The sequence below is a fragment of the Paenibacillus sp. PK1-4R genome, assembly GCF_030369595.1.
Lineage (GTDB): Bacteria > Bacillota > Bacilli > Paenibacillales > Paenibacillaceae > Paenibacillus.
Window position 1 is genome coordinate 4396951 of sequence record NZ_CP126535.1, and the last position, 13600, is coordinate 4410550.

Here is a 13600-nt window from a genome sequence, read left to right on the forward strand (position 1 = left end):
TTGCATGAAGTACACCCCTGCCGCACTTACAGACGAGCATATTCATCAGTTAAAAGAAATCGAACAGCATCTGTCTGCAGCTGCGGGCGAAGAACTGATTCTGGTTGCTTATATCGGGCAACCGGAGGATCCTGAGCACTCGGATAGCCGCAAGAATCATCGTTAAAGGGCAAAAGAAAAGGCCGTGAACAAGTCACGGTCTTTTTGTCGACATATGGAATATGTAGAAATCTTATTTAATTCCGTCTTTGAGCGCTTTACCTGGTTTGAATGCAGGAATTTTGCTCGCAGGAATTTCGATTTCTTCACCTGTTTGCGGGTTGCGTCCTTTACGTGCAGAGCGCTCGCGAACTTCGAAGTTCCCAAAACCAACCAATTGTACTTTATCTCCGCTTTGAAGAGCCTCAGAGATTGCTTCGAATACGGCATCAACCGCTTTCGTTACATCTTTCTTGGACAATTCAGTCGCTTCAGATACGTGTGTAATCAAGTCTGATTTGTTCATTTGTTTTTCACCTCCTGTATCAATGTCCTGAATGTTATACTGTGTTTCCGTTTTATAGCGAAATATACGTTCATACGCAAAAAATCTACGTACATCTTGAGCGCTGAACACAAATCTCCGCCTGCGGTCAACAGTCATTTTCGGCAGAATGTCGTCTGAAACCACGGGCATTTCAGACGCCGAACAAATTTCATACTAATACAGACAGCCCACAATTTCAAGTCCGGTTGCGGTTTAAGACGTAAAATGTAACCGCCAGGGCAAGCACGAGAACCCCACCTTTTACAATATCATGTGTGAAATACTGTACGTTCATCATTGTTAAACCGTTCACAAGTACACCAATCAGAACCGAACCGATGAAGGTTCCGATGACATTTGGTTTACCCGCGCCAAACACAGAGAAACCGACAAATACTGCAGCTACGGATTCCATTAACAACGGTGATCCCGCATCAATTTGACCAGATCCTACTTTGGAAGCATAGATGATACCCCCGATTGCTGCAAACACTCCAGCGGCTACATAGGCGAGTGTACGCACCTTTTTCACCTTGATTCCAGACAACCGTGCAGCTTCCTCATTACCACCTGTAATGTACATCTGGCGACCATATTTCGTATACGTCAAAAAGATATGCACACCTATTACGGCAATAAGTAGCATGATAACTGATATAGGCATACCCAGCCATTTACCCTGCCCTATAAGCAGGAATGTCGGGTCCATCTCTCCCGCAGCTTTACTCCCATCAGGGAACTGCATGTGATTGTAAATGGTATATCCCTGTGCATACGTTTTGTGAATACCTCCGATGATGTACATCGTGGCAAGGGTGGCGAGCAAATCCGGAATACGCAATTTTACAATGAGCAAAGCATTCAGTAAACCAATAACAGCTCCAATGATTAGTGGCACAATAATTACAATTGCCAGTGGTTGTTGATACCAAATCATTAACGAAGCAGTAACGACGGTAGTTAATGAGACAGTCGCCCCAACCGAGAGATCAAATCCATCAACAATGAGAGATAATGTAACACCGATCGCTACAAACGTAACGATAGAGATCGAGCCCAAAATATCGGTCAAGTTACTGTACGTAAAGAAATAAGGCAATTTAATGCCAAAAAATGCGATAACACCTATGATGACTATAATTGCCCCGTAACGGAACGCAAAATCTAGTGATTTATCCTTCATGATTGCACCTCTTGTCCACCGCTTGCATAGTATAGCAGCTGTTCTTGGTTAGTCTGGCCTCGTTTGAACTCTTTTACGATAACACCCTCGCACATGACAGCGATTCGGTCACCAATTCCCATGCCTTCGTCCAGTTCACAGGTGAAATAGATTACACCCTTGCCCGCCAAAGCCAGTTCATTGATGATACGGAAAATGTCACTTTTTGCCCCAATATCTACGCCTTTGGTTGGCTCATCAAATATAAATACATCCGCATCCGCATTTAGCCATTTACCAATGGCTACCTTCTGCTGATTACCACCGCTTAGATATTTCACTTCCTGTTTCACGGACGATGTCTTGATTCCGAGCTGTTTCACCAATGACTCTGCATTCAGACGTTCCCGCTTGCGGCTTACGAAACCTAATGTACTAAGACGGCTTAGCAAAGGCAGACTTAAATTCCGTTCCACGTTCTCCTGGATCAGGATTCCTTGTTTACGTCGCTCCTCCGGTACAGAAACGATCCCCAGAGCCGCCGCATCCGCAGGCTGAGACAAGCGGAGGTTACGGTTGTTAAGCCGGATCTCGCCTCCCTCCAGCCGATCTGCACCAATCAGCAAACGTGAACTTTCCGTTTTACCCGCGCCTACCAGACCCACCACAGCGAGGACTTCACCTCGGCGTACAGAGAGGTTAACACCTTTGACTTTCACTCCACGACGAAGCCCACGTGCCTCCAATAACAGCTCTCCCACGGGCGCTTCCGTCTTCGGAAACTCTTCTTCGAATGGTTTGCCCAGCATCTGTGTAACCAAATCGTTGATCGTAAGTCCCTTTGCTTCACCAGTAAATACGTGTTGCCCATCTCTCATAACCGTAACGCGATCACAGTGACCCGTCACTTCAGCAAGGCGATGGGTAATGAAAATACAAGCTACACCCCGATCCTTCAGCAGATGAACAATTCGGAAAAATGCATCCGTTTCTTCCTGACTCAGCGGTGCAGTCGGTTCGTCAAAAATGATGACCTTGGCATCCTGAATTAAAATCCGCGCCAGCAATATCATCTGTTTCTCTGCAAGTGTCAGATCGGCCACTTTTTGGTGAACAGATATGTCTGCTCCTAATTGCTTCAACGCCTCAACCGCACGCTGTTGCAATTTTCGTGGACTTTTCCACCAACCTCCAGCAGATGAAGCCAACTGATCCAACATGATGTTCTCCGCAGCCGTCAGCTGTGGCACCAATGCTGCATCCACTTCCTGATAGACACAGTGAATCCCACTTGCCTTAGCGTCTCCCGGAGAACTTAAATGAAGCGCTTGTCCACTCAATTGAATCGTACCCTGATCCAATGGATAGGCACCAGACAGAATTTTCATTAACGTGCTCTTACCGGCACCATTGGCACCCAGCAGCGCGTGAATTTCCCCGCCTTTTACAGAGAAATCCACATCCTTCAGTGCAGGAATACCTGAAAACTGCTTGTGGATATGTTCCATTTGAAGCAGAATCGGTGCAGTGCTCATGATGTTAACCTCCAATCGTTCCCTTCCGGGAGCATCCCTTTTTTCAGACCACACATATCTTCATTATGTTTGAAAAAGCGCGCCTTGCGGCGCGCTTCCGTTACGCTGCTTATTTAGCAGTAATTCCGTATTCGCTCATCCAGTCCTTGATTCCTTGTGTGCTGCCACCCCAACCTTCAACGAACTCTGACAGCTCCGAAGTGGAGATTTGTTTATCTGGCAGAGCTTCACGTTGAACATAGACCGGGTTTAGAACAACTGCATCTTCGGTCTCGTCCCCGTTCAGTTTCTGATAAGCATAACGTACTTGGACGCGACCAATATCCGTTGGATCAACAGCAGCGGAAGCTACCCAAGGATTTTTCGGGTCCTGAATCATTTGCAGATCCTCGTCACTCATATCAATACCATACACTTTGATCTCATCACGTCCAGCTTGTTGAATCGCACGGGCTGCACCTTTGGCGAACTCATCCCATGCAGTCCATACAGCTGTAATCTCACCTTTTGGATACTGCTTGAGAATAGCTTCCATTTTGGCTTGAGTATCCAGCGCCGGGTTCTGTGCAGAACCGAATGTAGCTATTTCCTTGATGTCCGGATTTGCTTTCATGAATTCACCGTATGCAATCTGACGGCGTTCCATCGGTGCAAAACCAGCTACCCATACTTTTACAATATTACCTTGTCCATTGATATCTTTTTTCATTTGCTCCAGCGTCAGTTCAGCCATCTTCTGGTCATCCTGCGACAGGACTGTGGCTCCTGGAACACTGATAGCTGCGTCAAACACGACCACTGGAATATTCAGTTCTACTGCCTTCTTCACGCCTGGCTCTAATAGGGAATCACCGTGATCCGTGAGAATGGCATCAAATTTCTGGTTAATAGCGCTATCAAGCAAGGATACCATCTTTGCTTTGTCATTATCGGCAACAAACGTTGTCAGTTCTCCACCGAATTTTTCGATTTCTTCTTTTACACCCTGTACATATTGCTGCGAGAAAGTACCTGTATTAAACTCCATAATAAGTGCAATCCGCTTGCCGCTTAGAGGGCCTGTAACTGCTTCCGTTTTTGGTGTATCATCTGTTGCACCCGAAGCCGGAGTTGCTGCCGGTTCTTTTTTGATTCCGCAAGCGGACAGCGCCAATGTAAATACTAATAACACACTCAACCATACCCATTTTGTCTCTTTTCTTTTCATCTCTGTCTCCCCCTGTCCACTCTCTGTGATCTCGATCACAATAGTTGAATATTAATATAACGGCTAATCCCTAGTATGTAAATGGGTTTTAGCAATTTAAAGCTAAAACTCGCTAAGTTTTTTCGAAAGCACTATTCTTCCTATCCATTTCATCCAAAATAAAGAAATCATATAAAAAAGACCGCGAGGGGATGCCCCCTTACGGTCTTTTGATGTCTTACAGAATGATAGCGATCAAGCCGCCCGAACCTTCGTTAATGATTCTTCCCAGCGTCTCTTGCAATTTGTATCTTGCATTATCCGGCATCATGGCAATTTTTCCCTGAATACCTTCTCGCACGATGGAGTGCAACGAACGACCAAACATGTCTGAATCCCATACCTTGATTGGATCGTTCTCGAAGTCCTGCATCAGATATCTCACCAGTTCCTCACTTTGTTTCTCCGTACCGATGATTGGAGCAAACTCCGATTCCACATCAACCCGGATCATGTGAATGGACGGTGCCGTTGCTTTTAGGCGTACGCCAAATTTGGTGCCCTGACGAATGAGCTCAGGTTCATCCAGAGCCATCTCTGCAAGAGATGGAGCAGCAATGCCGTATCCGGTCGTTTTGACCATCTCCAGCGCTTCTGCGAAGCGGTCATATTCCCTCTTCGCATGCGAGAATTCCTGCATCAATTGCAGCAGATGATCCTTACCGCGAATTTCAATTCCGACCACTTCCACGAGAATCTGATCATACAATTCATCTGGCGCATACAGGTCAATTTCGGCTACACCCTGCCCCATATTCATGCCACTCAGGCCTGCGCGATCAATGAATTCATATTCCATGAACTGAGCAACAACGCGATCCACGTCGCGAAGTCTTCGAATATCCTTAACGGTATCCCGTACGGAATTTTCATAGTTGCTGCGCAGCCAGTGAGTCTCGTTCAGTACCATAACCCAGCTCGGCAAGTTTACATTCACTTCATGCACAGGGAACTCATAGAGCACTTCACGAAGTACACCTGTCACATCATCTTCCGTCATGGTCGCTGCACTGAGTGTCATCACCGGAATGTCGTATTTGGCTGCAAGCTCACTACGTAATTGCAGGGCTTCTTCACTGCGAGGACGAGTCGAGTTGATGACCAGGACAAACGGTTTACCCACTTCTTTTAATTCCGCAATGACCCGTTCTTCAGATTCCACATAGGAGCTGCGGGCAATTTCGGCGATTGTGCCGTCTGTTGTTACCACAACACCCAGTGTAGAATGCTCCTGAATAACTTTGCGAGTACCAATCTCGGCGGCTTCCTGGAATGGAATTGGTTCCTCGAACCAAGGCGTGGAGATCATGCGTGGACCATTCTCATCCTCGTATCCCTTGGCTCCTTCCACCGCGTAACCTACACAATCCACAAGACGCACATTGACATCGAGTCCTTCTGCCACCTTGATCTGGACTGCGTTATTTGGTACGAATTTTGGTTCGGTAGTCATGATGGTTTTACCTGCTGCACTCTGTGGAAGTTCATCCACCGCTCGACCACGGTCAGCCTCGTTTGTGATGTTTGGCAATACAGTGGTTTCCATGAATCGTTTAATAAATGTTGATTTTCCCGTCCGGACTGCGCCGACAACCCCGAGATAAATATCCCCTCCGGTCCGCTCAGCTATGTCCTTAAAAATGTCCACTTTCTCCAATGAAATCCCCTCCCTAAATTACTCCGAAGGAAAAATGCTAAAGAGCATCCGCTTCGTTTTTTCAATCAGAAGACTGAAATCCCTGCAACGGTAGAGCCGCCTTTGTGAGTGCCCGGAAGTCGTCCGCCGCCGAACGTTGCATTCTGATGAAACCGGCGAGAGCGGCGTTAACTCGTACATGCAATTGGACTAGTATCATCTTATGTATCCGTATGCGGCAATATGACGCGTATTTTTGTTTTTTTATCTTATGGTGATGACATTAGGAGAATCCCCCGATCTCGGACTGCGCGTCTTTATTTCAATCTACTTTATGTGATCCGTGAAGCTTTTATGACGGTTATTGCTGATACTAACAAAAGAAAAAAGAGATATCCCTTATTTGGAATATCTCTTTTTGAACCATTAGAGCCATGGCGGTCCTACACCTAAATCATTTGAATTGCAACCATGCTTATTTTATGGGCTGGGCAATCGGCGCATTATTTTGCCAAGCATAGGGAACCGATTTAACGGGTACGAAGTAGGAGTGTTCCAACAGAAAATCGCGAACATCTTCAGTGTCTGCTGGGGACATGTCAGACTTTTCCACTGCCTGCATAATGTCAAAAGCATAATCTACATAGACTTTGCCTTCGTCATCCATCATAAAAGGTAACGCCTGACCTGAATATACACTATTCAGCGTAATGGAAGGTGTGCCCGCCTGTGCAGCCTGCTCCATATCCACAGCATATAACCCCGGATACAGTTCTTCCCCACCTGGCAGCTTATTGTTATGTACGGACTTATATTGATTAACCATTCGTTGCACATCGTTTACTTTCTGTACAGTCAGAAGATCCATCACTTTAACGGTCGGATTCACTTCTTCGTCCTGAATAAGGAAGTAAGCGCTCCCACCACTTTCAAAAGCGGTTCCTGGTATTTCATCCAGATACCCCAGTTGTTTCAACTTGGGCAGATCCACTCTGAACTTTTCATATTTTGGCGTTTCCATATCTGCATTGATGATTGGCAAAATCCCCTCATCTTTCTGGAATGCCTCGACCGCACTCTGGATACGGCTCACGCTTTCCCGATAGGCTATCTTTGGGTCCGAATTGCTCTGGGATGGATACATACAACCACTTGCTGTAAAAGCAAACAACAGGAATAACAGCAGACCACCCGTCTGATGTTTCAGACGCTGCCGTCTGCTTCTTTCAACACAATTTGGCTTGTTCCTAATCATTCGTGTCCTCCTTGAATAACTCATTAGAGAATCAATTTCATAACGCTCAGAACCAGTCGTCTTCCTGTTGTTGACGTTCCAGTTGTTTCCGAATGGCTGCCTTCAGCGGGTCCTCTGGAACATGAACCGATAGAGATCCACACACCTTGGCCTGACAGGACAGTCGTGTACCTGCTTCCAACAGTGAACCCAGCTTGCGCTTTTCTGCATCTGTTGGTGGATACAGTTCCGCCCGATGTTCTTCATCCACGTTCACTTTGCACATCAGGCAAGCCGCTTTACCATCACATCGGGTCGTAATCTTGACTCCAGCACGTCGTGCTGCATGCAGAAGTGTTGCCCCTGGTTTGAGCGCTATCGATTTGTTCATAGGTAAAAAAGTTATCTTATAGTCCATCATTTTCCTCCCTCAACCTACTGGGGCCATGCAAAGCCAACAAGCTCTTCCACTTCGGCTCTGAAGCGGGCTGTCCATACATTCTGTTGACTTAACAGCATCATTATAGGTTGATGTGCATGTGGTTGCTGACGCATCTGTGTCGCAATGGGTACATAACGATCTTCACGACCTCGCAGCAGATTAAACAACAGCTCATGCGCAAGCGGCATCAGTCGCAGGGTATATGAACCTACTTGTGCTACTGGTGCATGTGGAGCAAGTACATGTTCAATCTCGATACGGTACCAACTTTTGCGAGCCCATATTTCGAAACCACCAACCAATTCCAGCGCACATTCACCCACTTGATAGTGGCTCAGCAGAGAAGCATACGGTCCTGTCTTGTCCACTGTAGGCTCGTCAAGCATTTCCCCCGGAGCGCTACGGTGAAGTTCTTTAGCAGCAGCAACATCCGCATAGATATCAATATCTCTTGGAGCTTGTTGCAACTCCACCCCTTGAAGCAGCAACCCACAACTTCCTCCAAGTAACCATGTCTGTGGCTGTGTGTTCCAGGCTTTGGCCGTTTCCAGCAAAGCCGCGTGTAATTCCGGATAACGCTCTGTCCGACCCTCCGTATCATGCGGCCCCATAGGCTCACACTCCCCTCATCCGTGTTCATTGTGTCAGTTCTTATGATGTGCTTATGCGGATGTTATCTTTCAGGCATGGGAAATCAGGTCAGAGAAGCGATTCCACCGAAAAAGCCAATCAGCATAATCAAAAATGCAATTAGAGAAAGAATCCCCCGTACAATACCTTTTGTTTTGGCACGAGCAAACGTAATCAGGAATACAGATAATCCCATAATGAGGATGGCCACCAATGACAGCCACATCTTGTCCATTGCGCTCATAATCCAGCAGTCTCCCCTTCAGTCCGATATTCATCACTGACACTGTGACAATTGCAACCATTATAACACGAAATTCAGCTCAACTTTCCAAAAAAAAGACAAAAAAGCAAGCCGGCAGAAGCCGACTCGTCTTTTTGTCTTACTGGATCACCTGTACATGCAGGTGTGATCTATTATTTTTTCATCATCATTTTCATTAACGATTCCATACTGCTCGGATTCAATCCGCTTTTCTTGACCGCACTCACAATATCCTTAACCGTATCCTCAGATACCGGAACTTTCGCCATGGCGGATACTTGTTTGATCAATTGGCGCAACTGAGCTTCATTCTGAATCGTCGTTGGTTTCACCGTGCTTGCCAATTTCTTAACGGCACCTTCAGTTATCGTTTTACCCGTTTTCTTGTTGATTGCATTCAGTGCATCTTTGGAAATGTTGTTACCCATTCGTCTCCCCTCCTCCGGCAATACTCATGTGTATAGTATGAGTCTGCTACAGAAAAGGTGAATAAGCTTCTTATTTCACAAGGTACGTTTAGGCTGATTACAATCAGGAATGCCACTGCTCCCAGGTTTCAAGCTTCATGACTTCCATTTCAGTCTTCGGGTCACGTCCCATCAAGGCTTCAACCGCATCACGCGGCTGTCTCTCCTGGAATAAAACGTGATATAACTGATCCGCAATTGGCATTTGCACACCGTATTTTTGTGAGATGAAATAGGCAGCTTGCGTAGTTCGAATGCCTTCTACCACCATGCCCATAGACTTCAGAACATCATCCAACTTCTGTCCCTGACCCAACATGGAACCTGCTCTCCAGTTCCGACTGTGCTGACTTGTAGCCGTTACAACCAGATCCCCGATGCCGGCAAGTCCCGAAAACGTTAGCGGATTTGCTCCCATCTCAACACCAATACGTGTGATCTCTGCCAGACCTCGTGTTAGCAAAGCGGCTTTGGCATTATCACCAAATTGAAGACCATCGGACATGCCTGCACCAAGAGCAATGATATTTTTGAATGCGCCTGCAAGCTCAACACCAATCATGTCCCGATTCGTGTAAACCCGGAAATAGGCATTCATAAACAAAGCTTGGGCAGACTCAGCAGATGCCTTATCCAGTGAAGCTACAACCACTGTCGTTGGACAACGCTTCACCACTTCTTCCGCATGGCTTGGGCCAGAAAGAACAACCACACGTCCTTCTTCACATTCAAGCTCTTCTGAAATGACTGTGGACATCCGTTTGAGGCTTTCTGTCTCAAAACCTTTGGTTGCATGAATGACTAACATCTCAGGCTTGTAATAAGCCTTAAGCTGGTTCGTAACTGCACGCATGGCTGATGAAGGCGCAACAATTAACACAGCTATAGCGCCTTCCACCGCAGCTTCCATATCAGTTGTTGCTTGGATCCGTGGTGAAAGCTCCGCATCCGGAAGATAGCGAGTATTGGTGTGCTTGTTATTGATTTCGTTAGCCTGGTCTTCACCACGTGTCCACATCATCACGTCCAACTGATTGGCGGCGAGTACACTGGCCAGAGCTGTCCCCCAGCTTCCAGCGACCAGAACAGCAACTTTTTTAGACAACTCGTTTACCCCCTCCAGGGTTTTTCGATCCCAATTTATTTTCCTGTCCTTTGGCGAGCTTCGCAATATTGGTACGATGTCTCCAGAACGCAAACAGACAAATAATCAGACTCCCCCAGAAGATATTCATTGAATATCCGGGTAATACCAGGATAAAGATGGGTGTAAATGCTACAAAAATCAGAGACCCCAATGAAACATAGCGTGTCAATACAATAGACAGAATGGCGATCACCCCAGCACATAACGCAGGTAGGAAAGCAAGACTCACCAGAACACCAATGGCTGTGGCAATGCCTTTTCCTCCACGAAAATGGAAGTAAAGCGGCCAGTTATGTCCTGCAATGGCTGCTATACCACTGAGTGCAGGAATCCAGGCAGATCCGTCACTCAGCCAGATTCCTATCCATACAGCTGCAACACCCTTAAGTACATCAAGTAACAGAACAGCAATTGCCGGTCCTTTACCCAAAATACGCAACGTATTGGTAGCTCCCGCGTTTCCGCTTCCGTGCTGACGAATATCGATCCCCCGTATCGCTTTGGCAAGGAGGACACTAAAGCTGATCGAACCGAGTAAATAACTCAGTACAATCGCTGCGATTTGTAAAATCACACACTTCTCCCCTAACTTTCGTCGGACTTCTTCCGAGTAAATATGCGAATTGGTGTTCCTTCGAAATCAAACGCTGCACGGATTTTATTCTCCAGATAGCGCTCATATGAGAAGTGCATCAACTCAGGGTCGTTCACAAAAATAACCATGGTCGGCGGTTTAACTGCAACCTGAGTCACATAGTTAATTCTCATTCTCCGTCCTTTATCCGTTGGCGGAGGATTAATCGCAACCGCATCAGACACCACATCGTTAAGCAGATGTGTCTGCACACGTAACGAGTGTTGCTCTGCTACACGTTGCACAACCGGCAACAGTTTTTGTAAGCGTTGTTTTGTGAGGGCTGACAAGAATACGACCGGAGCATAAGTCATAAACAGGAAGTGATCCCGAATTTTTCTCTCAAACTCTTTCATCGTTTTGTCATGCTTCTCTACTACGTCCCATTTGTTCACAACAAACAATGACGCTTTACCAGCTTCGAATGCATATCCTGCAATATGCTTGTCCTGTTCAATAATGCCTTCTTCACCATTAATGACAATCAGAACAACATCTGCACGCTCAATCGCACGCATCGCACGCATTACACTGTATTTCTCAGTTGTTTCATATACTTTACCACGCTTACGCATACCTGCTGTATCAATCAGCACGTAACGTTGGCCGTCTTTTTCAAAAGGTGTATCAATTGCATCCCGGGTCGTTCCAGCCACGTCACTTACAATGACACGCTCTTCTCCCAAAATCGCGTTCACCAGTGAAGATTTACCCACATTAGGACGTCCAATCAGAGCTACACGAATAACATCTTCATCGTAAGTCTCTTCCTCAAGTTCTGGCAACTTCTCCACAATTGCATCAAGCAAATCACCTACACCTGTACCGTGACTTCCGGATACGCCAATGGGATCACCGAAACCAAATCCATAAAACTCATAAATGAGCTCACTTCGTCCGATATTATCCACTTTGTTAACGGCTACAACAATAGGCTTGCCTGAGCGGTAGAGCATCTCTGCTACCTCTTCATCCGATTGCGTAATACCTGCTTTTGCATCACACATGAATACAATAACATCCGCTTCTTCAATCGCGAGCTCTGCTTGCATCCGAATCGATTTTAAAATTACATCTTCACCATCAATTTCGATACCACCTGTATCAATAATACTAAATGGTTTACCGTTCCATTCACCGATTCCATATATGCGGTCACGGGTAATGCCCGGCTTGTCTTCCACAATGGCCAGTCTGTCGCCGATGATCCGATTGAAAATGGTGGATTTACCCACGTTCGGTCGTCCGACAATTGCCACAACGGGTCTTGCCATACATTCCACTCCTCCTGTCCATACTTACGATACTCATCATAGCAAAAAAGCTATGTCTTGGCTAACGTTTCATGCCAAATTACTCGCAATAAAAACAATCGGCGAACCCGCCCGGGGCTCGCCGATCTTGCTTTTGTTATTCAGCAAAATATGCAGTATATAACTTAGAACCATGCATTGTTAACTTATTTGAATTTGCTGAGTTTGTCACCAAACAGTTCGCCGAGCGTAGTGCTCATACCTTGATTGTTCAAGGAAACGTTTGGATTGTTGATTTCTTCACGTGGAGCGTTGTTTCTTGCAGGTCTTTCTGATTTTTGTGGTTGAGCTGGAGCTTCTTCTGTTTCTTTGATGCTCAAGCTTACACGTTGCTCAGAAGGGTTCATGTCCAAGATTTTAACTTGAACTTCCTGTCCTTCTTTCAGCACTTCATGAGGAGTGCCGATGTGTTTGTGGGAGATTTGCGAAATATGCACAAGTCCCTCAACACCAGGAGCGATTTCAACAAATGCACCGAAGTCAACCAGACGTTTTACAACACCTGTTACGATATCGCTGGAATTGAATTTTTCGCTTGCTGTTTCCCAAGGACCTGGTTGAACAGCTTTCATGCTCAGGCTGATTTTTCCTTTTTCAGGGTCAACTTTCAGCACTTTCACACTAACTTTGTCACCTTCAGACAGAACGTCGGATGGTTTTTCAACGTGTGTCCAAGCCAGCTCGGATACGTGAACCAAACCGTCAACTCCGCCCACATCAACGAATGCACCGAATTGAGTCAAACGTTGTACTGTACCTTCGATCACTTGACCTTCTTGCAAACCAGCCATTACTGTAGCTTTGTTTGCTTCGAATTCTTGCTCCAGTACGTCTTTTTGGGAAAGGATCACTTTGTTGTTCTCACGGTCGATCTCTTTCACTTTAACACGCAGTGTGCGTCCTTTGTAGTCGCTGAAGTCTTCAACGAAATGGCGTTCAACCATGGAAGCCGGGATAAATCCACGTACGCCCACGTCTGCTACCAGACCGCCTTTAACAACATCACCTACAACAACTTCGAATACGTCTTGGTCTTCAAAATGCTTTTGCAATTGATCCCATGCGTTTTCGCTGTCGATTGCACGTTTGGACAGAACGAGTTTTTCTTTCTCGTCGTCGATGCTAAGAACTTTAGCTTCAACTTCTTGTCCAACTTCAACTGCGTCAGACGCGCTGTCAACATGTAATGAAGACAGTTCACGAATTGGAATGACACCGTCATATTTATATCCAATGCTCACATAGGCTTGGTTATCTTCCAATTTGACGATGGTTCCTTTTACGGTATCTCCTTTTTTCAAGGAAACGAATTGATCCAACTCATCTTGGGTTGCTTCTTGATTTTTCATTTCTTCCGACATGT

15 protein-coding genes are annotated in these 13600 nt (G+C 46.1%); 1 reads left to right on the forward strand and 14 read right to left on the reverse strand.

Translation table 11 applies throughout. The features are described from left to right. Positions 1-4: 4 nt before the first annotated feature. Complete coding sequence (locus QNO02_RS19000) at positions 5-166, forward strand: hypothetical protein (RefSeq protein ID WP_165980214.1); 162 nt, start codon at positions 5-7, stop codon at positions 164-166. A gap of 66 nt (positions 167-232) precedes the next feature. Here QNO02_RS19000 and hbs read toward each other — a convergent pair whose 3' ends face one another. The 14 genes from hbs to rpsA form a co-directional block, all read right to left on the reverse strand. Beyond that, positions 233-505 (reverse strand): non-specific DNA-binding protein Hbs, encoded by a 273-nt coding sequence (gene hbs, locus QNO02_RS19005; RefSeq protein ID WP_024630670.1) that lies wholly within the window; start codon positions 503-505, stop codon positions 233-235. A gap of 217 nt (positions 506-722) precedes the next feature. Continuing rightward, complete coding sequence (locus QNO02_RS19010) at positions 723-1709, reverse strand: ABC transporter permease (protein ID WP_017687695.1); 987 nt, start codon at positions 1707-1709, stop codon at positions 723-725. After that, positions 1706-3223 carry a sugar ABC transporter ATP-binding protein gene (locus tag QNO02_RS19015; RefSeq protein WP_289389672.1) on the reverse strand — a complete coding sequence of 506 codons (1518 nt, stop codon included), beginning with the start codon at positions 3221-3223 and terminating at the stop codon, positions 1706-1708. Before QNO02_RS19015 ends, QNO02_RS19010 begins: the two co-directional genes overlap by 4 nt. A 109-nt stretch (positions 3224-3332) precedes the next feature. Next, positions 3333-4430, reverse strand: a complete 1098-nt coding sequence (locus tag QNO02_RS19020; RefSeq protein ID WP_091028924.1) for a sugar ABC transporter substrate-binding protein — start codon at positions 4428-4430, stop codon at positions 3333-3335. A 217-nt stretch (positions 4431-4647) separates the two neighbouring features. Beyond that, entirely contained in the window at positions 4648-6126 is a 1479-nt protein-coding gene (gene spoIVA, locus QNO02_RS19025) for a stage IV sporulation protein A (RefSeq protein ID WP_289389673.1), read from the reverse strand. 454 nt (positions 6127-6580) lie between these two features. Further along, positions 6581-7360 (reverse strand): YphF family lipoprotein, encoded by a 780-nt coding sequence (locus QNO02_RS19030; protein WP_091028921.1) that lies wholly within the window; start codon positions 7358-7360, stop codon positions 6581-6583. A 46-nt stretch (positions 7361-7406) separates the two neighbouring features. Next, the gene (locus QNO02_RS19035; RefSeq protein ID WP_091028919.1) at positions 7407-7757 is read right to left on the reverse strand and encodes a 2Fe-2S iron-sulfur cluster-binding protein; all 351 of its coding nucleotides are present in this window, start codon (positions 7755-7757) and stop codon (positions 7407-7409) included. Between the two features lie 17 nt (positions 7758-7774). After that, positions 7775-8392 carry a hypothetical protein gene (locus tag QNO02_RS19040; protein ID WP_091028916.1) on the reverse strand — a complete coding sequence of 206 codons (618 nt, stop codon included), beginning with the start codon at positions 8390-8392 and terminating at the stop codon, positions 7775-7777. 83 nt (positions 8393-8475) lie between these two features. Beyond that, positions 8476-8655 (reverse strand): DUF2768 family protein, encoded by a 180-nt coding sequence (locus QNO02_RS19045; protein ID WP_017687688.1) that lies wholly within the window; start codon positions 8653-8655, stop codon positions 8476-8478. A 173-nt stretch (positions 8656-8828) separates the two neighbouring features. Continuing rightward, on the reverse strand, positions 8829-9104 hold the full coding sequence (locus QNO02_RS19050; RefSeq protein WP_017687687.1) for a stage VI sporulation protein F: 276 nt from the start codon (positions 9102-9104) through the stop codon (positions 8829-8831). Positions 9105-9207: 103 nt separating this feature from the next. Then, entirely contained in the window at positions 9208-10248 is a 1041-nt protein-coding gene (locus tag QNO02_RS19055) for an NAD(P)H-dependent glycerol-3-phosphate dehydrogenase (protein ID WP_036607707.1), read from the reverse strand. Beyond that, a complete protein-coding gene (plsY, locus tag QNO02_RS19060) occupies positions 10241-10864 on the reverse strand; it encodes a glycerol-3-phosphate 1-O-acyltransferase PlsY (RefSeq protein ID WP_076209908.1) in 624 nt (207 codons plus the stop codon). The genes QNO02_RS19055 and plsY overlap by 8 nt, the downstream gene beginning before the upstream one ends. A gap of 11 nt (positions 10865-10875) precedes the next feature. Then, complete coding sequence (gene der, locus QNO02_RS19065; RefSeq protein WP_076209907.1) at positions 10876-12198, reverse strand: ribosome biogenesis GTPase Der; 1323 nt, start codon at positions 12196-12198, stop codon at positions 10876-10878. Between the two features lie 185 nt (positions 12199-12383). Further along, positions 12384-13598: a 30S ribosomal protein S1 gene (rpsA, locus tag QNO02_RS19070; protein ID WP_062835205.1), complete on the reverse strand. Its 1215-nt coding sequence runs from the start codon at positions 13596-13598 to the stop codon at positions 12384-12386. Between the last annotated feature and the right edge of the window lie 2 nt (positions 13599-13600).